Genomic DNA, 24491 nt, shown 5'->3' on the forward strand with positions numbered 1-24491 from the left:
ACCGCGACCAGTGCGACCCTGACTCAAAAAAGCCAGCCAGTCCACAAGGACGGCTGGCCGCTGTTGGCCTTTTTCCGATCAGGCTTGATCGGAGAACAGGCTCATCACCGACTCGCCATGCGCAATCCGGTTGATCGTTTCGGCGATCAGCGGAGCCACGGAGAGTTGGCGAATCTTGGAACACGCTGCGGCTTGCGCCGACAGCGGGATGGTGTTGGTGACCACGACTTCGTCGAGGGCTTCGCCCTTGGCAATGCGGTCGATGGCTGGACCCGAGAAAATCGGGTGCGTGCAATAGGCGTAGACCTTTTTGGCGCCGCGCTCTTTGAGCACTTCGGCTGCTTTGACCAAGGTGCCTGCGGTGTCGATCATGTCGTCCATGATCACGCAGTTGCGGCCTTCGATCTCGCCGATCACGTGCATGACTTCGCTGACGTTGGCTTTAGGACGGCGCTTGTCGATGATGGCCAGATCGCAACCGAGCTGCTTGGCCAGTGCGCGTGCGCGCACCACACCGCCCACGTCGGGCGACACGACGATCAGGTCTTCGTAGTTTTTCTGGCGCAGGTCGCCCAGCAAAACAGGGGATGCGTAAATGTTGTCGACCGGGATGTCAAAGAAACCCTGAATCTGGTCGGCGTGCAAGTCCATGGTCAGTACGCGGTCAACGCCGACAGCCTGCAGCATGTTGGCTACGACTTTGGCCGAGATCGGCACACGGCTTGAGCGTGGGCGGCGGTCTTGGCGGGCGTAACCGAAATAAGGAATGACGGCACTGATGCGGCCAGCCGATGCGCGTTTGAACGCGTCGACCATGATCAGCAATTCCATCAGGTTTTCGTTGGTCGGTGCGCAGGTGGACTGAACCACAAACACTTCGCGAGCACGGACGTTTTGCTTGAGTTCGACGGTGACTTCACCGTCAGAGAAGCGGCCCACATCGACGGCGCCGAGCTGTGTGCCCAGGCAACGGGCGATTTCGGCAGCCAATACAGGATTGGCGTTGCCGGTGAACAGCATGAATTCGGGGGGGAGTGAAGCAGGCTGCATGTGCATTCCAGCGATCAGAAAAAAGGGCCTGTACGAGTGAACGTATTTGGCAGGGGAAGAAGGACTCGAACCTTCGAATGCCGGAATCAAAATCCGGTGCCTTAACCAACTTGGCGACTCCCCTACACGGGTTGACCGCTGAAACAGCGATCTACCGATCAACTTTCGCTGGATGCCCAACCTTTTAACGGGTGAACTTCCAAATTGCTGCATTGGCGCACTTGCCAGTGGTCTGGGACCGGACTGGGCGTTGTGCCTGTTGTGCAATGCGCGAACACTGCACTGCCAGAACCCGTCATTCTGCCGCTCATGCCTGCGTTGGAAAGCACTTGGAGCGCTTGTGAAACATCAGGGCATACAGCTTCAGCGATGGGTTGCAGATCATTGTGACCGAAGTCATATGGCTCTGCAGCGAAGACCGAAATTGTAGCAGGCTTTGTGGCCCTTTGAAGCCCCGGATGCTTAAAAATTTGCGCTGTTTCAATTCCGCTGGGGGGTTTGATGACCCAAAAGTGGGCTTGGGGCAAGTCGATCGGGGTGATTTGCTCACCCACGCCCTCCACCCATGCGTTGTGTCCACGCAAGAAAAATGGCACGTCAGCGCCCAGTTGCAGCCCCAGTTTTTCGAGCTCGGGCAGGCCCAGTTTCAAGTTCCACAGCTGGTTGAGTGCCAACAGGCAGGTGGCGGCGTCAGAAGAGCCGCCGCCCATGCCGGCTTGGGCCGGTATCTGTTTCTCGACCGCGATGTGCACGCCCTGTGTGCAACCCATGTGCTGTTGCAGCATTCTGGCGGCGCGGGTGATCAGGTCGTCATCGGGCAGCGGGATGGTCAGGTCCTCGCGGCTGATGGCTTGGCTTGGGCGCTTTTCAAAGTGAAGGGTGTCACACCAATCGATGAGCATGAACACCGATTGCAGCAGGTGGTAGCCGTCAGGGCGCTGGCCTGTGATGTGCAAAAACAGGTTGAGTTTGGCCGGTGCGGGTACGTCGTGCAGCTGTTTCATGGGGACGATTATCGCCAGCGTCCGGACGTGTCCGGTCAGCGGTCGAGCACGATGCGCAAAACGGCTTCGGGTGCGGGCGTGCTTCTGCGTGCGCTCAGGCGGCCTTCCGGGTGGGCGGACAAGTCCACTTGCCAGCCGGGCGCATCGGTGGCTTTGCCTGCCAGCCATTCAAACAGGGCGGCAATGGGCAGGTCTGTGCCTGTCAGGCGCTGGCTCAGGCTTTGCAGGCTGCTGCTCTCAGTTTTGTCCTGGCCTTGTTCCAGCAAGGCGGCTTGGGGTGTCCAGCTCAGGCGCGCCAAGGTGGTGCCAATGGGGCTGAGCAAAGTCATTTGGCCTTGTTCGGCAGAGCCTTGCAGTTCGAAGCTGGCGCTCCAGTTTTGGGGTGGTGTGCTTTGCAGTTGCAGCGCCAGACGGCCGGACCAGAATGACTCGGTGTCAGTGGGTTTGGGGCGAGGCGTCGCACAGCCTGTCAGTGCCAGCAGGCCCAGACCGCAAACGCTCAGCCATGCCCGGCGCTGAAGCCCGTGTGGCGTCATGGCTTGAAGTTGAAGCGTTTGAGGGTCTCGACCAGCGTTTCGTTGTCGGCTTTGAGCAGCAGTCCTTCGCGCCAGATGGTGCCGGCTTCACGGGTTTGGCCAAGGGTCCAGAGCACTTCGCCCAAATGGGCGGCTATCTCTGCATCGGGTTTGGATTGGTAGGCTGCTTGCAAGATGCGCAAGGCCTCCTGGTGCTGGCCTTGGCGAAAAATCACCCAGGCCAGGCTGTCCTGGATGTAGGCGTCTTGCGGAGACAGCTGCACGGCTTTTTCGATCAACTGACGGGCTTCATCCAGGCGGATGTTTCGGTCTGCCAGCGAATAGCCCAATGCATTGAAGGCATGCGCCTCTTCTGGTGCTTTGGCCATGAGTTGGCGCAGCAGCAGCTCCATTTCGTCAAAGCGTTTGAGTTTTTCGCAGATGAGCGCCAACTCGGACAGCAGTTCGTTGTTGTCGGTCTGGCGTTCCCAGGCGGCCTTGACCAGTGTGTAGGCGGCTTGGGCTTCGCGGTGCTCGCGCAGCCAATAAGATTGCGCCAGAATCTTGCGTTGGGCTTGCTCGGCATTGGCGGGTTTGACCTGGGCCAGCACATTGCGGGCTTCGTCCATGCGCCCTTGTTGGGCCAGCAAGTCGGCTTGTCGGCTGGCGAGTTTGATGGGGTCTGCTCCGGCGGGCATTTGGGCCAACCATTGCTTGGCGCGTTCCAGTTGCCCGTTCTTTTGTGCGATCTGCGCCAAAGACATCAAGGCTTCGGCCAGCCCGGCCTGGTGCTCGGGTGACTTGCTTTGGGCCACCCGTTGCACGTATTGCTCCAGGCGTTTTTCGGCTTCGGGCAGTTGGTTGTTTTCTTGCAGTACCAAGCCGTGGATCAGCCAGCCTTCGGCAAATTCGGGGTGCTGGGTGTTGAGCACCACCAGTTGCCGGATGGCGTCAGGCGATAGCTGCAGGGAAACCAGGGTGCGGGCATAGCCCAAACGCAACTCAGGCGCGACATCGGTTTTCATGGCCGCGTCGAGCATGGGCTTGAGGGTGCTGTTGTCTGAGACCATCAAGCTCAAGGCCAGAATCAGGGGGCCTTGGGCCTTGGGATCGGCGGCGTGTCCTTTGACAGACGCGTCGACTGCCGAGGTGATTTGGCCTGCATCGCGGCGCATACGGCCAATGGTGGTCCAGGCTGAGGCCGATGTTTGCGGTTGGGTGAGTGCTTGCGCCAGTGCTTTTTCAACCACGGCAGACGCCAGTGCCTTGTCTTGAACCACGCCAAACAGTCGGGGCACAGAGGCGATGGCAGCCGATTGCTGCTCTAAAGGCACTTCGAGGACGGAGACCGTCAGGGCTTTGCCCGCCTCTTCGACCCGGTTGAGCGCCAACAAGATTTGCAGCACATACCGGCTGGCTTCAACCGCGGACGGGATTTCTTTTTTCCAGGTTTGTGCAGCTTGCAACGCCGCTTCGCCAGAGCGGGCTTGCAGCGCAATGTCGACCGCGCGCTGAAACAAGGCCGGGTCCCGGGTTTTGCGGGCGGCGTCGAGCATGATCGAAAAACCGCTGCCCGGCGAGCCTTGGCGGGCATTCAATTCACCCAACAAGATTTGGTAGAACAGGACGGCGTCCAGTGCCGATTGTTTTGGAGGGGCCTCGGCTTTTGGGGCTGCAGGCTGCGCCCAAGCACCAACGACGCACGAGGACAAGACAGCAAGTCGAAACCAGAATTTCATACAGGCCATCATAATCCAGCCACCTTTTGAACAAGTGCGTCGGGGGCAGATTTCCTGCCTTGACGCCAGATGAATGCATGCCTGAACTCCCGGAAGTTGAAGTGACCCGTCGCAGTTTTGCGGACCGGATAGCCTGCGCCAAAATTTTGGCCTTGCACATGGGCAAGCCCTTGCGTTGGCCTTTGGGGGCGTCGCCTGAAAGCCTGGTGGGCAGGCAGGTGCTGGGTGCCCGCCGTCGGGGCAAGTACCTGTTGCTCGATCTGGATCGGGGGCTGTTGTTGCTGCACCTGGGCATGTCAGGCAGCTTGAACTTTGCGCCCACCCAGCCCGAAGCAGGGCCGCATGACCACATGGATCTGGTGACCGACAGGGGCGTTTTGCGCCTGCACGACCCGCGCCGCTTTGGCGCGGTGGTCTGGGCACCTTCGGAAGACTCGCCTGAAGCCCAAAAATTATTGGGCAGGTTAGGGGTCGAGCCTTTGAATGGCCAGTTTGATGTCGCCGCTTTTGCCGAGGCCCTGAAAAAGCGCCAGTCCCCGATCAAGCAGGTCCTGCTGGCAGGCGATGTGGTGGTGGGCGTGGGCAATATTTATGCATCAGAAGCCTTGTTCATGGCGGGTATTCGTCCGACCACCAAAGCGGCGCGTTTGTCCAGGCCGCGTGTGGCGAAGCTGCATGCCGCCATTGTTCAGGTGCTGACCCGCGCCGTCGAGCAAGGCGGCAGCTCACTCAAGGATTTTGTCAATGCCGAAGGCCGCACGGGTTACTTTCAGCTCGAAGCAGCCGTTTACGGCCGGGCTGGAGAGCCTTGCCGTGTGTGCGGCACCCCGATTCGGTCCATGCTGCAAGGCCAGCGCACCACTTTTTATTGCCCCCAATGCCAGAAACCATGACCCCCTTGTCTGAAGGATTTTCCCGCCGCATGGTGGATTGGCAGCGCCAACACGGCCGCCAAAGCCTGCCCTGGCAAAACACCCAGGACCCTTACCGCGTCTGGTTGTCCGAGATCATGTTGCAGCAAACGCAAGTGAGCACCGTGCTGGATTACTTTCCCCGGTTTTTGGGACGGTTTCCGGATGTGGCCGCTTTGGCGGCTGCCCCGCAAGACGATGTGCTGGCGCTGTGGAGCGGCTTGGGCTATTACAGTCGTGCGCGCAATTTGCACAAGTGTGCGCAAGAAGTGATGGGACGTTTTGGCGGGGCGTTTCCCCGGCGTGCGGAAGACCTGCAAACCCTGCCCGGCATTGGCCGCTCGACCGCAGCTGCGATTGCGGCGTTTTGCTTTCAGGAGCGTGCAGCGATTCTGGACGGCAACGTCAAGCGCGTGCTGACCCGCGTGCTGGGTTATGGCGATGACCTCGCGGTGGCCAAAAACGAGCGTGCCTTATGGGCATTGGCGCAAGACCTGTTGCCTGAAAACCCGGCCGATATGCCGCGCTACACCCAGGCCTTGATGGACTTGGGTGCGACGGTGTGTTTGCCGCGCAAAGCCCAATGCGATGTCTGCCCGGTCAGCGTTGTGTGCCAGGCCAAAGCGCAGGGTGAGCCGCTGGCCTACCCAGTCAAGACCCGCAAACTCAAGCGCAGCAGTGCCACGCTCTGGTTGTTGTGGGCAGTCAATGCACAAGGGCAGGTGTGGCTGCAAAAGCGGCCCGACAAAGGCATCTGGGCGGGCTTGTTCAGCTTGCCTGTGTTTGATTCAGAGGATGAATTGCTGGCCACCTGGGCACAGGGGAAAGACCCCCAATACATCGCGCCCTGGAAGCATGTGCTGACGCACCGCGATCTTCATTTGCACCCCGTGCGGATGACGGGCAGTGTGAAACATTTACCGGCTTGCGATGGGCAGTGGGTGGATGCCGATGTGTGGCCCGAGATGGGCTTGCCAGCACCGATTCGGACCTTGTTGACGGCCTGAGCTGCGGTAGGTCGGTGGCTTCAGCCCCGACATGTGTCCGTGGCGCGCCCGCTGATGTTGGAGCTGAAGCTCCAACCTACAGGAAGAGTGGCGGTCAGAGGAGCGCGTCAAGTTCCCGGTGACGTTTGAGTGTGAGCCAGCGAGCACCAAAGCTTTGTGCCAGCTGCTCGACCATGAAGACCGAGCGGTGTTGCCCGCCGGTACAGCCAATCGCCACCGTCACGTAGCTGCGGTGGTCGCGCTCGATGGCTGGAATCCATTGCTTGAGAAAGCCTTCGATCTGCAATTGCATCTGCACGAATTCTTCCGATTGCCGCAAATAGTCTTGCACCGGGGCGTCGCGACCTGTCAGGGGCTTGAGTGCGCTTTCATAGTGCGGGTTGGGCAGCATCCGGATGTCAAAAACGTAGTCGGCATCGGTGGGAATGCCGCGCTTGAAGCCGAACGATTCGAACACCAGGGTCAGCTGCGCCACGGGGGCACTGACCAGGGTTTTGATGTAAGTCTGCAATTGCGCCGAGCGCAGCAAGCTGGTGTCAATGACGTGGGCGCGTTCGCGCAAGTCGGCCAGCAATTCGCGTTCGAACTCGATGGTCTCGAAAAGCGCTTTGTCGCTTTGCGGTTTGCTGCCGCCAGACAGCGGGTGCTTGCGGCGTGACTCGGAATAGCGGCGCTGCAAGGTGTCAGAGGTGGCGTCCAGAAACACCGATTTCACTGTCATGCCCATGTCGCGCAGCAAGGCCATTTGCTCGGGCATCAGGTGCAAGGAGTTGGCGCTGCGCACGTCAATCGCAATGGCCAGGCGTTGCTCTTTTTGCTGCTCTTCGAGCTTGACGAAGGGGATCAGCAACTCGGGGGGCAAGTTGTCGACGCAGTAATAGCCAGCGTCTTCCAGTGCGTGTAACGCGACCGATTTGCCGGAGCCGGACATGCCGGTGATCAGGATGATGTCCATGCTCAGTTCTGTGCGGCTTTGCGGCCTGCGGGTTTCAAGGGGGCATCGCCCAGCATTTCTCTGGCGTGGGCCAAGGTGGTGGCCGACAGCTTTTCGCCACCCAGCATGCGGGCGATTTCGCTCACACGTTCTTCGCTCGTGACGGCCCGCACCTGGCTGCTGACTTGCCCCTTGCTCGCCGCTTTGCTGACCAGCAAGTGTTTGTCTGCACAGGCGGCCACCTGGGGCAGGTGGGTCACGGCCAGCACTTGGCGGTGCAGGCCCAGCTGTTTCATCAAGCGGCCCACGGTTTCGGCCACAGCGCCGCCCACACCCGAGTCGACTTCGTCAAAAATCAGGGTGCCCGCCTCGCCCAATTCGCTGGTGGTGACCGCAATGGCCAGCGCGATGCGTGACAGCTCGCCCCCCGAGGCCACTTTGCCCACCGGGCGCGGCGTGCTGCCTTCGTGCCCGGCGACCAGAAAGCTGACTTCTTCGAGGCCATACTGTGCAGGCGCATCCAGCGCTTGCAGCTGAACTTCAAAACGTCCGCCTTGCATGCCCAGTTGTTGCATGGCGCTGCTGACGGCTTGGGCCAGTGGTTTGGCGGCTTTCTGGCGTTGGCGAGAGACGGCTTTGGCTTCCTGCATGCAGGCGGCTTGCGCGGCACGCTCGGCTTTTTGCAGGCTGTCCAGATCGGCCGCTGCATCGAGTTGGGCCAATTCCTGGCGCCAGGTTTGCAGGGTCAACGGCAGTTCGTCCGGCGTTTTTTTGTAGCGGCGTGCCAGTGACAGCCACAAGCCCATGCGTTCGTCGAGCTGGGCCAGGTGTCCTGGGTCCAGATCCGTTTTGCGCAAATAACCGTGCAGGCTGTGCGCCACGTCTTCGGCCTGGGCTTGGGCGGAGGTCAGCACGTCGGCCAGGGCGTTGAATTCGGGCTCAAACTGGCCCAGCGATTGCAGCGTCTGGATGGCGCGGGTCAACTGGCGCAAAGCACCACCTTCGCTGTCGTGATCGCCGCCTTCGAGCAGCAGCGTGCCCTGGTTTGCTCCGTCCATCAGGGCCTGCGCATTGGCCAGACGGCTGTGTTGGGTGCTCAGGTCTTGCCACTCGCCCAAGACCGGGTTGAGTTTTTCCAGTTCGCCGATTTGCCAGGCCAGCCGCTCGCGCTCGTTGGCCAATGTGCTTTGCGCTTGGCTCGCGTCGGCCAGGGCTTGCTGAGCTTGTCGCCAAATTTGCCAGGCGGCTTTGAGCGGGCGGATGTCGGTGCCTGCGTAGGCGTCAAGCAGGCCGCGCACGGCGTCAGGGCGGGTCAGGCTTTGCCAAGCGTGCTGGCCATGAATGTCCAGCAGTTGTTCGCCCAACTCGCGCAGTTGTGTGGCGGTGGCCGGGCTGCCGTTGATCCAGGCGCGGCTTTTGCCGGATGTGTCGACGGTGCGGCGCAGCAGCAATTCGGTGGTGGCTTCAAAACCGGCTTCTTCGAGCCAGGCCTGAATGGCGGCCGTCGGTTCAAACTCGGCACACACCTCGCAACGGGTGGCACCTTCGCGTACCACGCCCGATTCGGCTCGGGCACCCAGGGCCAGTTGCAGGGCATCGATCAGGATGGATTTGCCTGCGCCGGTTTCACCCGTCAGCACGCTGAAGCCGCTGCCCAGATCGAGTTCAAGTTCGTGCACGATCACAAAATCGCGCAAAGTGATGTGCGTCAGTGCCACGGCTTAAACGCCCTCATTCCAGTGCATTTTTTTGCGCAAGGTGTCAAAGTAGTTCCAGCCTGCGGGGTGCAAAAAGCGCACTTTGTGCTCTGAGCGCTGCACCGTGATCCGGTCCCCCAGCATGAGTTCGGCCAGTGATTGCATGTCGAAATTGGCGCTGACATAGCGACCGGCCACGATCTCGATGCTGATCTCGGACGACTCGGGCAGCACGATCGGGCGGTTGGACAAGGTGTGCGGCGCGATGGGCGCCATGACCCAGCCGCCAATGGAGGGGTGCATCAAGGGGCCGCCGACCGACAGCGAATAAGCGGTCGAGCCCGTGGGCGTGGCGATGATCAGGCCGTCGGCGCGTTGGGTGGCCACAAAGCGGCCATCGACCTCTACGCGCAGCTCCACCATGCCCGAGGTGCCGCCCCGGTTGACGACCACGTCGTTCATGGCCAGTGCGCTGAAGACGCTGCGTTGGTCACGCAGCACATGCGCTTGCAGCAAGCTGCGGTCTTCGGTCTGGTAATTGCCTTGCAGCATGGGCTGCAGCACATCCTGGTAGCTCTGGATGGGGATGTCGGTGATGAAGCCCAGCCGCCCCTGGTTGATGCCGATCAGCGGCAGGGCGTAGCGGGCCATCTGGCGGCCAATGCCCAGCATGGTGCCGTCGCCGCCAATGACCAGACCCAAATCGCACTGCTTGCCGATCTCGGCCATGTCCAGCATGGGGTATTGGTTCAAGCCGGTGTGCAGGGCGGTTTCTTTGTCCAGCACGACATCGCAGCCTTGCCGTGTCAGGAACTGGGCCACATCGTCCAGAACCCGTCGTGAACTCTCCAGCCCCCCACCGTGGGCGGTGGTGTGGTACTTGCCAAAGAGCGCAACGTGACGGAATTTGGATCTCATGCGCAAATTACATCATTAAAATGGACCGATGCTAGATGATCGTGCCAAGTTATTGCTCAAAGCGCTGGTTGAACGCTATATCGCGGATGGCCAACCTGTGGGCTCACGCACGCTCTCCAAAGCCTCGGGCTTGGACTTGTCGCCCGCCACCATCCGCAATGTGATGTCTGACCTGGAAGAGTTGGGCTTGATCGCCAGCCCGCACACCTCGGCCGGGCGCATACCAACCAGCCGGGGTTACCGCCTGTTTGTGGACACCATGCTCACGGTGCAAAGGGATGGTTTGGAGACCCCGGCGCTCACGCCGGACCAGCCGCAAAAGGTGATTGCCAGCGCGGCCAACTTGCTGTCGAACCTGTCCCATTTTGTGGGCGTGGTCATGACGCCGCGCAGGGCCTCGGTGTTTCGGCACATCGAGTTTTTGCGCCTGTCTGAGCGGCGTTTGCTGGTCATCATCGTCTCGCCCGAAGGGGACGTGCAAAACCGCATCCTGTTCACCGAGACGGACTACTCGCAAAGCCAGCTGATCGAGACTTCGAATTTCCTCAACTCCCACTACGCCGGCATGGCCATCGAGCAGGTGCGCAGCCGGGTGCAGCAAGAGCTGGTCAGTTTGCAAAGCGAAATCGCCACCCTCATGCAAGCCGCTGTTCAGGTCAGCACCGAGGCGCTGGCCGAAGACCAGAACGAGGTGGTGATTGCCGGTGAGCGCAACCTGTTGTCGGTGAGCGACTTTTCCAGCGACATGGGCCACCTGCGCCGGGCGTTTGACCTGTTTGAGCAAAAAACCCAGCTCATGCGTTTGCTGGATGTGTCCAGCCAGGCCGAAGGTGTGCGCATTTATATAGGCGGTGAAAGCCAGATCGTGCCCATGCAGGAGCTGTCGGTCGTCAGCGCGCCTTATGAGGTGGATGGCCAGATTGTGGGCACCCTGGGCGTGATTGGCCCCACCCGCATGCCCTACGACCGGATGATTCAGATCGTCAACATCACCTCGCGTTTGGTCAGCAACGCGCTGAGTCAGTCCAAATAAGCAGCCGACCGGGCCACTACAATCACGGCTTCGGTTGGGGCGTTAGCTCAGTTGGTTAGAGCAGAGGACTCATAATCCTTTGGTCCACGGTTCAAGTCCGTGACGCCCTACCAATCCTTCAAAAGCCACCTTCGGGTGGCTTTTTTTATATATGCGTGTTTCGATAGCATGGGTCAAACCATGTTGGCGAAAGAACATGTCACCCGAGACCGCCAGTGTTCACGCACGGTCCAGGGTTTTTGCAGGGACGACGACTTATTCTGTTCGCTCCGAAATCACCACCGTCACGCGCTGACCGGCCATGGCCACCACCAACTGCATGGGCAGAGCACTGTCGGGCACGGCAGCGGCCTCAAAGCGCATCCCTTGCTGATCGAACTTCAGCCACGACGGCAGGGGACTGCCGTTGCTCTGGGTGATCTGCAGGGCTGTGCTCTGCGTTGCCATCGCCTTCACGGTCTCGGGCAGTTCGAAGCTGAAGCCGGTACCGACCGTCGACGCGCCCTTGGGCAGAGAGACGGCAACCATCAATGGGGTGTCTTGCTGTCCCATGTTGTGAAGATCAACGGTCACGCCAGCGCTGTTGGCTCCCGTCGGAGACGAAGCAGCTGTTGCGGATTCGGTGCTGGAAGACGGTGCGACCGATGACAACACCAAAGGTTGAGGTGTGGTGGTGGCTGCACTGGCGCTGCCCGAAGCACCGGCTGGCTGGCTGCCTTGCACGGTAGCCGCCGCATCAGCAGCCAACTTGCGTGTATCGCCAGTGATGGTGTAGCGGCTGGCCTGTACGGTCACGCCGTTGGGCAGGCTGTTGGCCGCGTTTGTCAACACAATTTCACCGGCGCCAGCGATGAAAGTGCCATGCCCAGTGATGCGAAGAGCCCCACTTTGGGTCATGTTGTCGTTGCCACTGTTGGCCAGCAGGTTGCCAGCCGCCGTGGTGTTGCCTATGTCGAGTGCGCCCGAACTGCTCAGCTTGACGTCACCCAAAGCGTTGACATTGCCCAGTGTCAAGCTGTTGACGTCGTTCAAAGTGACCTTGTTCCCAGAAGCATTGACGGTGCCGTTGAAGTCATTGGCATTGACCAGACTGATGTCAGTGGCCGCCGTCAAGTGGGTTGGGCCGGTGGTGGTAGTCAATGTGCCGCCGGTTTGATTGATGCCGCCGGTGGTGGCCGTTATGCTGAGGCTTGCCGTATTCAAGGTGCCATCCAACGTGATGTCGGTGGCAGCTGTTGCAGCCAAGGTGCTTGTAGCGGTCACATTGCCCAGCGTAAGGCTGTTGATGTCGTTGAGTGTGACGCTCGCACCATGGGCCGATACCGTACCCACGAAGTTGTTGTCGGCGTTGCTGAGAACAATGTCAGCAGACACCACCGGGTTGCTGCCGGTCGAAGCGGTCAAGCTGCTGACGTCCAATGCTGTGATGGATGTACCCGCGGCCTGTGTGATCGCGCCACCGTTGCTGATGATGCTCAGGGGGCCCGTGCTGTTCAAGTTGCCCAGCTGCACCCCACCGCTGGTGTCGGTGATGCTGGTGTTGCCTGCCACGTTGATGCTGCCTGTGCTGCCCTGGCTAAAACCATTGCTCACCGTCAGGTTGCCACCGGCATTGAGTGTGCCGCCAGTCTGCGTCAGGCTGCCCGTGGTGATGGCACCCGTGCCGCTGAAGCTGCCACCAGACTGGCTGAAGTCGGTCACCGTGGTCGTCCCCGCATTGTTCAGGGCGCCACCGCTTTGCGTGTAGCTGGCCAGCAGCATGCCGCCGCTGCCAATGTTGAGTGTGCCATTGGCTTGCGTCAGGCTGCCCTGCGCACCCAGGCTGTCTAGGCTCACCACCCCCGAGGTATCCACCGGGCTTTGGGCGGAAGCCGAGTTGAACGACACATTCACGCCAGATGGAATCACCACATTGGCCACGTTGGCCAGGTCGGGCACCGCCCCACCGGCCCAGTTGGCCGGGTCGAACCAGTTGCCCGACGAACCGCCTGTCCAGGTGACGGCGTTCAGCCGCGTGATGGCACTGGTGTTGTTCGAGCCCAGTGTCACAACGTAGTTGCGCCCGCCATTGCCGTCGTTCAGGCTCACGGAGCTCAGCGCGGCACTCTTGCCTGTGCCCACGTTCTTGTTGTCAAAAGTAAGCGTCGCAGCCGACACGCTGTCACCTGTCACGCCCAGCTGGCTGTCCAGTGCCTGCAGCTCTGTGGTGTTGGCACTCTGCAGGGTCTGGCCGTTGTAGACGCGGGTAACCGGTGCCAGGTTCAGGCTGACGGTCTTGGCGCTCACATCCGCCGTGGTGCTGGCCTGATCGGTGAGGGTGTAGTTGCCTATATCGTTGCCGGTGTAGCTGCTGCTCAATGTGACGGTTTTGCCAGTGCCGACGTGTCGTGTGTCAAACACACCGGTGGCGTTGACTGTGACCTGATCGCCGCTGAACCAGCCAGAGGCATTCGAGGCATTCACGGCCGCGCTTGTGCTGCCGTCATAGACTTTGCCCGCCGCCGTGATGCCGCTGACCGTGATCGCCTTCGGCGTGATGTTGGCGCTCAGGCCCGTGGGTTGCGTCAACGTGTAGTTGCCCACATCCGTGCCGCCAACCGTGTCCGCTGCCGTCACGACCTTGCCGGTGTCGACGTTCTTGTCTGCAAAGGTGCCAGCTTGCATTAGCGTGACGTCCTCAGTGCCCACGACCCCCACCAGGATTCCGCCGCTGAGTGAGGCTGTGGTGGTGCCGTCGTAGACCTTGTTTGCGACGCTGGTGCCAGTGACGGTCAGCGTGGCCTTGTTGATGGTGCTGGTGGTGTTGTCGACATAGCTGATGGCGTAGTTGCTGGTCATGTCGGCACCACTGGCGTCCTTGAGGGTGACGCCCGATGCTTGCACGGTCTTGTTGCCGATGCCAGCGTTTTTGTCGGTGAAAGCCTGAGAACCCGCCGAGTTGACCGTATCGCCAGCACCGGCCAATGCACCAACGGTGCCTGTACCGCTCGCAGCCAAGGTGCCGTCGTAGGTCTTGGTGTCGGCATTAGCGGTCACCGTGAGTGAGGCTTGGTGGATGCTGGCCAAGGTGGTCACCGGGTTGCTTGAGAGGGTGTAGTTGCTGATATCACCCCCGCTCAGAGAAATTCCGTTGAGGGTCACCGTCTTGTTGTCTGCTGCAGACTTGCTGCTGAATGTGGCATTACTGTGGTTGAAGTTGACTGCATCTGTGCCCACAACACCACTGAGCGACCCCGCATTAGCAACGGTAGCCGCAACGGTGCCGTCATACACCTTGTTGTCAGCGGCAAAGCCAGTCAGCGTGAGTGTTTTCGGATCAATGCGCCCGTCGCTGCCAGTGATGCTGGTGGCACCGCCGACGATCATGTAGTTGCTCGCAGAAGTACCACTCAGTTGCAGATCGGCCAAGGTGTAGCTCTTGTTGGCGAGCACATTGTCATTTGCATCCCGGCTGACATTCGCCGAGCTGAAGCTACCCGCGCCGGACACGCTGACCGTGTCACCAGTCACCACGCCGGATGCTGCGACGCCGTTGACCGCAGCCACGGTGATGCTGACACCGTTCATGTCCGTGGTGCCGTCATACACTTTGCTGATGCCGCCAGCAGCCGAGACAGTCACCTCGCGCTTGAAGATCGAGGCAGTCGTGCCCGTCTGGCCGGTGATGGTGTAGTTGCCTGCATCTGCGCCAGAGTAGCTGCTGCTGATCATCACCGCTTTACCTAGGCTGGCGTTGTACTCGGCAAAGGCGCCGGTGGCGTTGACCGTGACGGTATCGCCGCTCACCAGGCCGTTTTTCTGGAGATTCGCGACGTTCAGCGTATCGATGGTTGTTTTGTCGTAAGTCTTGTCTGTGCCGACGATGCCGGAAATGACCAACGAAGCGGGGGTGATTTGGGCAGTTGCCAAACCGGTGGTGCTCGCCAAGTCGTAATTCAGGACATCCGCACCTGAAAGACCCGCACCCGTGATGTTGATGTTCTTGGCGATGACGTTCCCGTTGGTATCGCGAAGTACGTTCTTGGCAGCTTCACCACTGGTGCTGACGAAATTGGCCGTGCGAACGATGCTCAAGGTATCGCCGGTGATGCGGTTGTCGCTGGTCGTCACAGAGGCGGTCGACAGGCCGTCATAGCCCTTGTCCACACCGGTGTAGGCCACCGTCAGCGTTTTGGGCGTGATTTGGCCATCGCTGCCGCTGATGCTGCTGAACAACAGGTAATAGTTGCTGGCATCCGCACCGCTCAGGCCAATGCCAGAGACGGTGTAGGACTTGTTGGCTGCCAGAGCACCTGCATTGCGACTGACGTTCTTGTCGCTGAAGGTGCCCGAACCACTCAGAGTGACCACATCGCGGGTCAGCACTCCGGTAACGGCGGCGTCCAAGTTCAGGCCGTTCATGGCGGCGGTGCCGTCATAGGTCTTGGTCTTGGCCTCAGTGTTCACCAGCGGCGTCAAGGCTGCCTGGTTGACCTGGTGCGTGCCCACCACCACGAGCGAATTGCTGAAATTTCCACTGTTTTCCAGAACGGTCCCGCTGGTGGCCAGCTGGTAGCTGCCTGCCTTGAGTTGACCTGCGCCCGAGGTCTGAGCATTGGCTGGGGCCAAGGTGAAGGTGGCCGAGGCACTGGCCCCGTCAGGCACGGTGAAATTGTTGTTGCCGTTGGGCGTGATGCCCGTGAGCACCACCTCTGCACCTGCGCCCGAGTTGGCCGCCTGATCCCAATACGATGCAGAGGAGATGTTGTATGCCGCTGCACTGCCGTAGGTGCTGGTGCCGCTGGCGCGCACGATCAACTGGTCCGAACTCGCAATGGTGAAGTTGCCGGGGGCGTAATTGACCGTGTAGTTGTTGGCCGCCAAGCCGCTGGCCGTGATGGCACCGGTGTAGGTGCCGGCTAGCGTGTTGCTGCCTGAGGTATTGCCATCGGGTCCGCTGGGCGAGCGTGTCACTGCCAATGTTCCGCTGAGTACGCCAGGGGTGGTGGCGGTCTCGCCATTCACAAAACCACTGTAACTTGCGCTGAATGTCGGATCGGCCTGCGTCACGAACTTGGCTTCGTTGTTGGCCCTCACTGTCAGGGTGGCAGGGTTGATCGTGCCAGAGCCGTTGGTCCAGCTCAGGTTGTAGTTGCCAGCATCGGTGCCACTGAGCGCCACCGTGCCACGTTGTATGGCTTGGGTGATGACTGCGCCAGTGCCGCTATCTCGCGCCACATTGGCGCTGGTAAACACCGGTGCACCCGCTGTGGTGACCGTATCGACGCTGATCACGCCCCCCAGACTTCCCATGGCCGCTGCAGCCGTGTTGGTGCCATCTAGCACCAGCCCCGTTGTGCTGATCGTGCCGTCATAAGTCTTGTTCACGCCGCTTGCACCTGAGAGGGTCAGGTTTTTGGGCGTGATGGTGCCTGTGGCACTGACCAGAGTCACAGCGTAGTTGTTGCCACTATTGCCATCGCTCAGTGTGTAGCCGCTGTCAACACGCAAGGTCGAGCCGTTGGTGCCCTGAACATTCTTGCCGTCAAAAGACTGCGTCAGCCCCGAAATGCTGTCACCTGTTACCAGTGCGCTATAGCTCACGGTGCCGCTGGACGTGGTGGTGCGGTCATACACCTTGGTGTCGCTGCTGGCCGTCAAGGTCAGCGCCGCTTTGTTGATGGTGGCGGTGGTGATCTGGTTGCCAATGGTGTAGTTGGCCGAGTCGGTGCCACTCAGGCTCAGACCGCTCACGCTCACCGTCTTGTTGACGCCGGCGTTCCAGTCGTCGAACGTGCGATTGGCCGCAGTCACGCCCGTGGTCACCAGTGAAATCGCATCGGTGCTGGCGCCACTGCCCATCACGCCCGACAAGGTGCCATAGCTCGAAATGATTGCGGTCGCATCGCGGTTGTAGGTTTTATCGCTGGCCAGCAGGCCGGTCAGTGTCAGTGCCTTTTGCGCCACGCTCAGTGTGGCGTTGGTCACGCTCATGCTGTAGCCCAAACCGGCCAGACCGGTTTCGGTCAGGGTGTAGCTTCCCACCTTGATGTTGCCGCTGCTTGAGTTGAGGCGGCTGTTGATCACGTAATTGACACTGTCGCCATTGACTGCGCCGCTGACGCTGCCTGTGAGCGTTGGCAGTGCATCTCCGTAAGTCATGGACTTGCTGGCGAGTGTGACCGTGGCACTGGGTTGTTGGCGGTAAATCGCGTTGATGCCCGCGCCCAATGCCGTCCAACCCCCCGTTGAAAAGTTGGCCGTCTCGTCCGCGTTGTAGCGGAAGTGGCCCGCAGTTAAACCGCTGAGTTGCGACACTCGCTGGCTGTCGGTGGTGATGCCACCGGTGTAGAGCCTGCCGATGCCGCCGCTGCCCACCGAAATGGTAGGGGTGTAGCTGGGGCTGCTGCTGATCAGGATGTTGCTGAGCAGATCGGCGCCCACGGCGCTGCCGATGCTGGCATTCAAGGTCAGGGCGGTGGCACTGGCATTGGTGGTGACCACATCTTTGCTCACGCGCAGCGAACCGATTTGGCTGCCAATGTCCACCACGCCCGTGGCCGACACACCCGATGTGCTACCCACCGTGCCGATGATCAGGCCGCCGTAATCCAGATAGGTCAGGCCACTGACGCCACTGGCGGCCACGGTGCCCACATCGTTGTTGGCGCTGTTATCCAGCGTCACATTGCCGCCCAACAGCAGCAGGCTACCGCTTCTTTGCCCCAGAGTGGTTTGCTGGCCTGCTTGCACGAAGCCGCTGGCACCATCGGTCACATTGCCTGAGCCTTTGAGGGTGATGATGGCATTGCTGTCGAGAAGTGCCGTGGTCACCAGCCCCGCATTGATGGCAATGTTGCCGCCATAAATGCCGATGGGCCCGGCGATACCGATCGCGTTGGCCACGGTCATGTCGGCTGTGTTGGAGCTCTTGCCAAGGGTCAGGCCAGTCAACGTGGAAGCAAAGGTCCACCCCAATGTGGAAAACGGCGACGTGAAGCTGTTGCTGGCGGTGGCCGGTTCAATGCGCAACTGCCCCGTGCCGGTGAAGTTCTTGCTGCTCGGGTTCGGTGCGTTATTGGACAGCACCAGCACACCGTTGGCGATGGTGTTGGTGCCGGTAAAGGTGTTGTTTTGCGTCAGGGTCAGCGTGCCGCTGCCTTGTTGGGTGAGCGAACCTGCGCCGCCAATGGCGTTGGCTACCGTCACGTTATCCGTGCGGTTGAATACCAGCCCCGCATTGTTTGTTATTGAGCCGAGGCCCAGCGTACCGCTGGTGCCACCAGCGCCAACCTGTAAGGTGCCCGCGCTGACGGTGGTTGTGCCGCTGTAAGTGTTGGCACCGCTGAGTGTGAGCGTACCTGCCCCTGTTTTTGTGAGCGATCCGGTCCCTGTCAGAATCGCAGAAACGGTGCCACCATCTGTACTGGCGTAGCTGCTACCGGTCAACACCCCGGTGCTTCCGGAGATGCTGCCTGTACTGACGGAGATCGCACCCACCGTGTCGTTGAAGGTGCCGACTGAAAAGGTGCCACCACTGACGTTGACCGATCCTGCATCCGCCAGCACGTTACTGGCGCCAAGCGCCAGCGTACCGGCGCTGATGGTCGTGCCACCTGTGTAAGTATTCAACCCACTGAGCGTCAGCGTGCCCGTACCAGCTTTTGTGAATGCCCCGGCCCCCGACATTGCGCCGCTCAGGCTGGTGCTCGTATTGAGCCCACCGGCAGTCAAGGTGATTCCGCTGCCTAACAAAACCGAGCCCGCGCCAGCCAAGGAACCAACCGCATCGGTGGCCGAAACGTCATATGTGGCACCCGAAGCAATTGAAACTGCTGTGCCATCTGCCAAACTGCCCGTCACCTTGAGCGTGCCAGCGCTGATTGTCGTTGCGCCAATATAGGAATTTGCCCCTGCCAAGGTCAGTGTGCCCGAGCCTGCTTTGGTGAAACTGGCACTGCCCGAGACTGCCCCGTTGATGCTAGAGGCGCCGATACTGGTCAATGTGGTATCGCCAAGCAACAACACTGCGCCGCCATACGTTTGGGTGGTGGTCGTTGTAACGCCCCCGTTAAGTTGCGCAACCCCGCTGGTGTCCGTGGCAAACGAGCCTGTCACAACTAAGTTGTGTGGATTGGTTACCGTGCCCATGACAAATCCACCCGTGTTTTTCAATGTGGTGTCAGTGGTCAGAGTCGAGGTACTGGCAGCGACGGACTGACCAATTTTGAGTTGAAAGTTAGTAGCCGCCGTTAGGAGACTGCTGGCGTTCACTCCGCTGCCAATCGTGATGGTGCCCGTTTGCGCGCCCGCGACGTAGGCAATACCGCCTGCCGCAGTGATCATTGCGTATCCGTTGCCAGTATTTCCTGTCATCGAACCGCCTGCGGGGTTGGGCATAGAGGCATTGCCTGAAGCGGTCACACCTCCTGCTACGCCGCCAGCCCAAGATGAGCCACCACCACCACCACCACCACCACCACCATACCAACTAACCGTAGAAGTTGCATTGGCACCGCCGTTTCCACCCGAACCTAAAACGCCATTTGCACCTATTCCTCCGGAAATATTACTACTCTTCAGACGAATCGTCCCACCACCACCACCGCCTCCTCCATAGTAGCCACCGCCACCGCCACCGCCACCGCCAGAGGTGTTGGAAGTCAGAGCACAGGTATTACAAATGGAGAGGTATGTGTTCACCGCGCCACCAAGCCCGCCATTAGCAATTCCCCCAGCTTCTCCGCCATAACCCGGGACAGACATAGATCCCGTACCGCCCGCGCTACCTGCTGCGCCTCCACCCCCTACGAAGATAGCGTCACTACTGTAACCCCCCATCCCACCACCGCCACCAGCTACGAGGAGTCGGTTGTTCGTTGAATAATCCAGACGAATGTCTGTTGCACCGCCCCCGCCATAGCCACTGTAGGAACCACCCCAGCCACCTCCATTCCAGCCACCAGAATAGCTGCCTCGTCCGCCAACCGCCACCACGATGGTCTGCCCTGCAATCAAGTTGTAAGTACCATTGGCATATCCCCCTAGTCCGCCTCCGCCTCCGCCCCCTTGGGCACCCCATACGGAAAAGGTATATGTTCCTGTGCTGGTTGCCGTAAATGTTTGGTAAGAAGCCGTGTAATTAAACGTTTGAGTGACCGGCGCCACGGAAACGGATTCATACCCCAAGCCCAGCGTGCCCAGCGCTGCAATGTTTCCCACGCTGCCCGCTACATTCAGCGCACCCGAGCCCGAGAGTAAATACAGGTTGTTGGCATTCGCCGTGGCACCGTTGATGTTGCCGCTGAAGCCCAAGGCGTTGCCCGCCGAGCCATTGCCCAACGTCGACAAAGCGACATTGGTAGCCGACACCGTGACATTGCCCGTGTACTGCTGTGCACCGCTGGTGATCACATTTGCCCCGAGCGAGATGGTGACACCCGCGTTTGCGGTGAAACTGCCGTTCAATGCCAATGGCGCATTGATGGCGATGTTGCGTGAAGCCGTGAGGGTGAGGCTGTTGGCGCTACTTGAATTAATGGCGCTGGCCACCGTGATATCACCGTTTTGCGTGCCGCTGCTGCCGGTTGCGACCGTGACGTTGTTGGTGCCCAGCGCCGTTTGGAGCGTGCTGACATTGATGACGGCAGAGTTGGCGGTTCCGGTATAACTTGAACTCACACCTGCTTGAGTACCGGCGCTGATGGTGATGTCGTAAGGGTCCAGCAACCATTGGCCTGTGGTGCCCATAGGTGCAACTGTGCTGATCGTGATGTTTTCGACCTGTAGTTGGTGACCTGAGGTTTCCACCTGCCCGCCATTGCCGCCCAGCGCACCACCTTTGGCCAGCACGGTGCCCTGTGCGGTGGTGACGGAATTCGGGTTGTTTACATCACTCCACAGCACCACCTTGCCGCCATCGCCTTGCATGGTGGCGCTGGCGTCGATGCTGACGCCTTCAGCCATCGTCACCGTGGTGGCCTGGTACACGCCGTTGCTGCCCTGCCAGTCGCCGCCCACCAGCACGTTGCCGCCGCCTGCTGATCCTGTGGCGTCGATGTGCGTTGTATCCAGCAAGTCGATCTGGTCGCCCAACAGCGTGGCGCTGCCGCCATTGCCACTGCGCCCACGGATGCTGAGCGTGCTGTTGCCCATGATGGCCAGACGGCCTTGGCCCGGCGCATCCGGCAGCGGGTTCGGGTTGTCCGGCTGGCTGGGTGCCTTTGCTCGCAATGCGATGGCACCGCCTTGGCCGCCGCTGGCGTCCAGCGTGGCGTTGTTCACTTCAATGTCGCCTTGCGCGGCGATGTCGATCTGGCCGCCTTGGGTGGCTGTACCTTCACTGGTTCGGTCTTGTGTGGCCTGCGTGTTCATGCTGCCTTGCAGGTTCGCATTGCCAGTGGTCTGAATCTTGAGCTGCCCGCCTTGCATGGGCGCGCGCAGCTCGATGCTGCCAGTGGCGGTTTGCGTGAAGTTGGTCGCCTGCACCAACACGCTGCCCGCGCTGTGCTGGGTATTGCCCGTGGCACTGATGCTGCCACTGTTGCTCACCGAGGGGGCGCTGATCTCGATCTTGCCTGCAGGCCCTTCGGCTGTGGCGTTGGCGCTGATGCTGCCCGTGTTGTCCACCTTGGTGCTGGCCGACAGTACGAGGCGACCACCTTGCTGCTGCAAGCCGTTGGCCTCGATACGGCCGCTGTTGCGCACCACGCCGCCTACAAGTTGATTCATCGACTGCGCGCTGATGATGACCAGGCCGCCTGGGGCCTGTACCGCATGGCGGTTGTCCACCAAGGCTGCAATCTGGCTTGGCTCCACACGCAGACTGGTCAGGCGGTTGTTGCTGTCAAACTTCAGGTCAATCGCTTCGCCTGATGCCAGCGCCACTGTGCCCATTTGCGCAATGATGGCACCTTGGTTGCGCACCTCAGGCGCGAGCAGCGCAATGTAGCTGCCCAGTGAGGCTTTGAGCTCGCCTTCGTTGACCACGCTGCCGGTGCTGCCGTTGCGTTCGTAGCGGTTTTTGCCCGCCATGAAGTCGGCATCGCTCATGCCATGCGTGGTGGCCACAATGCCGCCAACGTCCACCCGCGCGCTGGGGCTGAAGTACACGCCCGCCGGGTTGGTCAGCACCACCTGCCCATTGGCGCTGATGCGGCCAAAGATCTGGCTGGGGTCACTGGTCATCACACGGTTGAGGGTGACGCTGGCGGCGCTGGGTTGCTGAAACTGCACATGCGCGTCCTTGCCCACGTTGAAGGTTTGCCAGTTGATGGCGGCGCGGTTGCTGCTCTGGTTGATGACCATGTTGGCACCATTGGTGCTGATGCTGGCCTGTCCTGCGCTGAGCTGCCCGCCGGTGGGCAGGGTGTTGGGTGGCGGAGCGATTTGGGCATTGGCTATTGTGCCGAGCAGGCTGCCCATCAGGCCTGCCATGAAAGCGGCCAGTTTGACGCCCGAGCTTGGTTTGCCTTTGGCAGAGACGGTTTCGGCGGCAGCCACGTAGGCTTGTTTGCTGGCGTTCCAGACGCTGTGGAAGGATTTGTTCATGGTCACCTAAGAGGTCAGTGGTCAGTGCGCGCGTTTGCGCGCGAAGGCATTTGGCTGCAGGGGCGGCCTTCTACACGCGGGGATGAGGCAGGCATGGATGCCCGATCAAGTCGGGCATGACGGTCACTTTTGGGTCGGGCATGACAAATTTGTTTGTCATCCTCGGGCTTGGCCCGAGGATCCATCTGCAAGGTCGCGATATGGCTTTTCATCAGAAAGGCACACTCGCGGTGAACCAGAAACGGTTTTTCAGGAGGGTGCCGTCACCGTCGGTGCCCGTCTGGGTGGGCTTGGGGTTGGCACCATCGCGGCGTGACCAAGTGAGCTTGGTGCTGATGCCCATGGGGCCTTGCCAGCTGGCGCTCAGGCCACGACCGCGCAGGCTCAGGCTGCTGCGTTGCTCGTTGGCTGTGGTGGGCATGCTGACTACCCGGCCGTGTTCGACAAAGGCCGACAGCACCCAGGCGGAATCCACTCGCCAGCGCCATTCACCCGTGAGCACTTGTCCGCGCTCACCGCCGAGCTCGCTGACAGGGTAGGCCCTCACCGTTCCTGCACCACCGATGTAGAAGCGCTCAGACGAGTCCAGCACCTGCGTGGCGTGCTGCCCTTGCAAGCTGAGCAGCAGTGAATGCGCGCCCGTCAGTGTTTGCTGTCGGCTGGCGGTGTAGTTGAGCTTTTGGTAGCTGCGCCCGATGGTGTCGATTTGGCTGTGCGCCTGCATGCTGGTCAGGCGTCCCCAGAGCATTTGCATCGAGCCGCTGTTGGCACCGCCACCGCCCAGGTCGTCAAAGCGGTTGCCCGACAAGCCCAGGCGCAGACTGTCGGTTTCGTAGTCGGAGTAACTCTTGGGGTCGGCTGCGTTGCTGTTGCGGTTGTCGCTGTCAAAGCCCTTGTTCTCCAGCCCGCCCGAGAAGTACAGGTTGTGCTGGCGCGCGCGCACCAGCGGGTAGTTCCAGTCCAGGCCCATGCTGCTGGAGCGGCCTTGGATGTTCAAGCTCGTGATGCTGGCGGAGCCGCCAATCACCTTGTAGCTCATGGAAGAGGCACTCACGCCCAAGCGCAGGCCGTTGTGACCATCGGGCACCGTCAGGCCCACGCGGCCATAGTCGCTGCCCTGGGTGTGCAGCAGGTTCAGACTGACCAGTTCACCGCGCCCGCCGGGGCTGTTGATGTTGAGGTTGGCGCTCAGGCGGTTGCTGCCGGTAGAGCGGGCACCGTTGTTGTCCAGGCCCATGTCGCCGTAAATGAAGGGTTCGTCGGTGGTTTGCAGCACCAGGGCGGTTTCGCCCTCTGCAGCGCCAGGTGCCAGCGTGCCGGCCACGCTCACGCCGGGCAGGTCGTCGGCCAGCAGCAGGGCGCGGTCCAGGGCGTTGGCGTTCAGGGGCTGGCCTGTGGCTTGGCGGGTGTTGAACCACGCTTGCAGTTCAGAGGCCATCACCGTTTTGGAGGGTGTGCCTTCAAAACGAACACCTGCAAAGCGGGCCTCGACCACCTGCAGCGTGATGTTGCCCTCGCTCACGTCCTGCTCGGGCAGGTACACGCGCACGAGCCAGCCCGCTTCACGGTAGGCAGAAGAGACTGCTTCAGCGGCATAGCGCAGGCCGGTGTAGTCCATTTCACGGCCAATGAACTCGGCCACTGCAGCGTTCAGTTGTTCTTGGCTGAGCAGCGAGTTGCCGCTGATGCTGAAGGTTTTGACGCGCACGCTCACGCCGGACTCCGATTTGCGCTCAGGCCGCGGTTCGGCGCGTTGCTGCTGTGGGGGCGGCGGCGTAAAGCTGCGTTGTTGCTCGATTTGTTGGCGCAATGTGCCCGCGTCGGGCAGGGCCTGCGCACAGGCGGCTGTCAGGTTGCCGAGCTGTAGGCTGGCAAGTAGGACCATCGGCAGGTAAAGCGACTGCGCGTTGTTGCTCAGGCGTGATGAGCGCGCCGCAGCGCGCTCAGAGAAGGTGTGGGTTTTCATGATCGCGTCCGGGTACTTCGTTGCTTTGCCGGCACTCCACCAGCAAAACGCGTGCGCGAGTTTAGAAAAATGGATGGATTTCTGTTACGTACTTTGGTGCAGTTTTGTTAATTAATTTGCAATTTTTGTAAAAAATGATAGATGCGGTAGTATGTCGCTTGAAATTTGTAATGCTAGACTGCCTACGA

The 24491-nt window shown here is 60.6% G+C and carries 12 protein-coding genes and 2 tRNA genes; 4 read left to right on the forward strand and 10 right to left on the reverse strand.

What is annotated here, in order from left to right; genetic code table 11:
- Positions 1-78: 78 nt before the first annotated feature.
- From ACZ5VE_RS02755 to ACZ5VE_RS02775, 5 genes are all read right to left on the reverse strand, one after another.
- Positions 79-1056 carry a ribose-phosphate pyrophosphokinase gene (locus tag ACZ5VE_RS02755; protein WP_464456556.1) on the reverse strand — a complete coding sequence of 326 codons (978 nt, stop codon included), beginning with the start codon at positions 1054-1056 and terminating at the stop codon, positions 79-81.
- Between the two features lie 41 nt (positions 1057-1097).
- Positions 1098-1174: transfer RNA gene (locus ACZ5VE_RS02760), tRNA-Gln, on the reverse strand.
- Positions 1175-1208: 34 nt separating this feature from the next.
- Complete coding sequence (gene ispE / locus ACZ5VE_RS02765; protein WP_464456557.1) at positions 1209-2054, reverse strand: 4-(cytidine 5'-diphospho)-2-C-methyl-D-erythritol kinase; 846 nt, start codon at positions 2052-2054, stop codon at positions 1209-1211.
- Positions 2055-2089: 35 nt separating this feature from the next.
- The gene (locus tag ACZ5VE_RS02770) at positions 2090-2590 is read right to left on the reverse strand and encodes a lipoprotein insertase outer membrane protein LolB (RefSeq protein WP_464456558.1); all 501 of its coding nucleotides are present in this window, start codon (positions 2588-2590) and stop codon (positions 2090-2092) included.
- Positions 2587-4308 carry a tetratricopeptide repeat protein gene (locus ACZ5VE_RS02775; protein WP_464456559.1) on the reverse strand — a complete coding sequence of 574 codons (1722 nt, stop codon included), beginning with the start codon at positions 4306-4308 and terminating at the stop codon, positions 2587-2589. The genes ACZ5VE_RS02770 and ACZ5VE_RS02775 overlap by 4 nt, the downstream gene beginning before the upstream one ends.
- Before the next feature lie 77 nt (positions 4309-4385).
- On the opposite strand from ACZ5VE_RS02775, the gene mutM reads away from it, so the two are divergent.
- Complete coding sequence (gene mutM, locus ACZ5VE_RS02780; protein WP_464456560.1) at positions 4386-5201, forward strand: bifunctional DNA-formamidopyrimidine glycosylase/DNA-(apurinic or apyrimidinic site) lyase; 816 nt, start codon at positions 4386-4388, stop codon at positions 5199-5201.
- Entirely contained in the window at positions 5186-6226 is a 1041-nt protein-coding gene (mutY, locus tag ACZ5VE_RS02785) for an A/G-specific adenine glycosylase (RefSeq protein WP_464456561.1), read from the forward strand. The genes mutM and mutY overlap by 16 nt, the downstream gene beginning before the upstream one ends.
- 94 nt (positions 6227-6320) lie before the next feature.
- Here the strand turns inward: mutY and rapZ are convergent, their stop codons facing one another.
- Genes rapZ through ACZ5VE_RS02800 form a run of 3 tightly spaced genes read right to left on the reverse strand, consistent with a single transcriptional unit; the run spans position 6321 to position 9775 of the window.
- Positions 6321-7187 (reverse strand): RNase adapter RapZ, encoded by an 867-nt coding sequence (rapZ, locus tag ACZ5VE_RS02790; RefSeq protein ID WP_464457421.1) that lies wholly within the window; start codon positions 7185-7187, stop codon positions 6321-6323.
- A complete protein-coding gene (gene recN, locus ACZ5VE_RS02795) occupies positions 7184-8878 on the reverse strand; it encodes a DNA repair protein RecN (RefSeq protein ID WP_464456562.1) in 1695 nt (564 codons plus the stop codon). The genes rapZ and recN overlap by 4 nt, the downstream gene beginning before the upstream one ends.
- Before the next feature lie 3 nt (positions 8879-8881).
- Positions 8882-9775, reverse strand: a complete 894-nt coding sequence (locus tag ACZ5VE_RS02800; RefSeq protein ID WP_464456563.1) for an NAD kinase — start codon at positions 9773-9775, stop codon at positions 8882-8884.
- 28 nt (positions 9776-9803) lie between these two features.
- On the opposite strand from ACZ5VE_RS02800, the gene hrcA reads away from it, so the two are divergent.
- On the forward strand, positions 9804-10808 hold the full coding sequence (gene hrcA / locus ACZ5VE_RS02805) for a heat-inducible transcriptional repressor HrcA (RefSeq protein WP_464456564.1): 1005 nt from the start codon (positions 9804-9806) through the stop codon (positions 10806-10808).
- A gap of 36 nt (positions 10809-10844) precedes the next feature.
- Positions 10845-10921 (forward strand) — tRNA-Ile (locus ACZ5VE_RS02810).
- A gap of 142 nt (positions 10922-11063) precedes the next feature.
- Here the strand turns inward: ACZ5VE_RS02810 and ACZ5VE_RS02815 are convergent.
- Positions 11064-22337: a YDG domain-containing protein gene (locus tag ACZ5VE_RS02815; RefSeq protein WP_464456565.1), complete on the reverse strand. Its 11274-nt coding sequence runs from the start codon at positions 22335-22337 to the stop codon at positions 11064-11066.
- A gap of 211 nt (positions 22338-22548) precedes the next feature.
- Positions 22549-24303: a ShlB/FhaC/HecB family hemolysin secretion/activation protein gene (locus ACZ5VE_RS02820; RefSeq protein WP_464456566.1), complete on the reverse strand. Its 1755-nt coding sequence runs from the start codon at positions 24301-24303 to the stop codon at positions 22549-22551.
- Between the last annotated feature and the right edge of the window lie 188 nt (positions 24304-24491).

The organism is Limnohabitans sp. INBF003 (genome assembly GCF_055396645.1).

What these genes read in the sequence shown, in the direction of transcription:
- ACZ5VE_RS02755 (WP_464456556.1), bottom strand. Translation starts at nt 1,056, where the DNA reads ATGCACATGCAGCCTGCTTCACTCCCCCCCGAATTCATGCTGTTCACC.
- ispE (WP_464456557.1), bottom strand. Translation starts at nt 2,054, where the DNA reads ATGAAACAGCTGCACGACGTACCCGCACCGGCCAAACTCAACCTGTTT.
- ACZ5VE_RS02770 (WP_464456558.1), bottom strand. Translation starts at nt 2,590, where the DNA reads ATGACGCCACACGGGCTTCAGCGCCGGGCATGGCTGAGCGTTTGCGGT.
- ACZ5VE_RS02775 (WP_464456559.1), bottom strand. Translation starts at nt 4,308, where the DNA reads ATGAAATTCTGGTTTCGACTTGCTGTCTTGTCCTCGTGCGTCGTTGGT.
- mutM (WP_464456560.1), top strand. Translation starts at nt 4,386, where the DNA reads ATGCCTGAACTCCCGGAAGTTGAAGTGACCCGTCGCAGTTTTGCGGAC.
- mutY (WP_464456561.1), top strand. Translation starts at nt 5,186, where the DNA reads ATGCCAGAAACCATGACCCCCTTGTCTGAAGGATTTTCCCGCCGCATG.
- ACZ5VE_RS02800 (WP_464456563.1), bottom strand. Translation starts at nt 9,775, where the DNA reads ATGAGATCCAAATTCCGTCACGTTGCGCTCTTTGGCAAGTACCACACC.
- hrcA (WP_464456564.1), top strand. Translation starts at nt 9,804, where the DNA reads ATGCTAGATGATCGTGCCAAGTTATTGCTCAAAGCGCTGGTTGAACGC.
- ACZ5VE_RS02815 (WP_464456565.1), bottom strand. Translation starts at nt 22,337, where the DNA reads ATGAACAAATCCTTCCACAGCGTCTGGAACGCCAGCAAACAAGCCTAC.
- ACZ5VE_RS02820 (WP_464456566.1), bottom strand. Translation starts at nt 24,303, where the DNA reads ATGAAAACCCACACCTTCTCTGAGCGCGCTGCGGCGCGCTCATCACGC.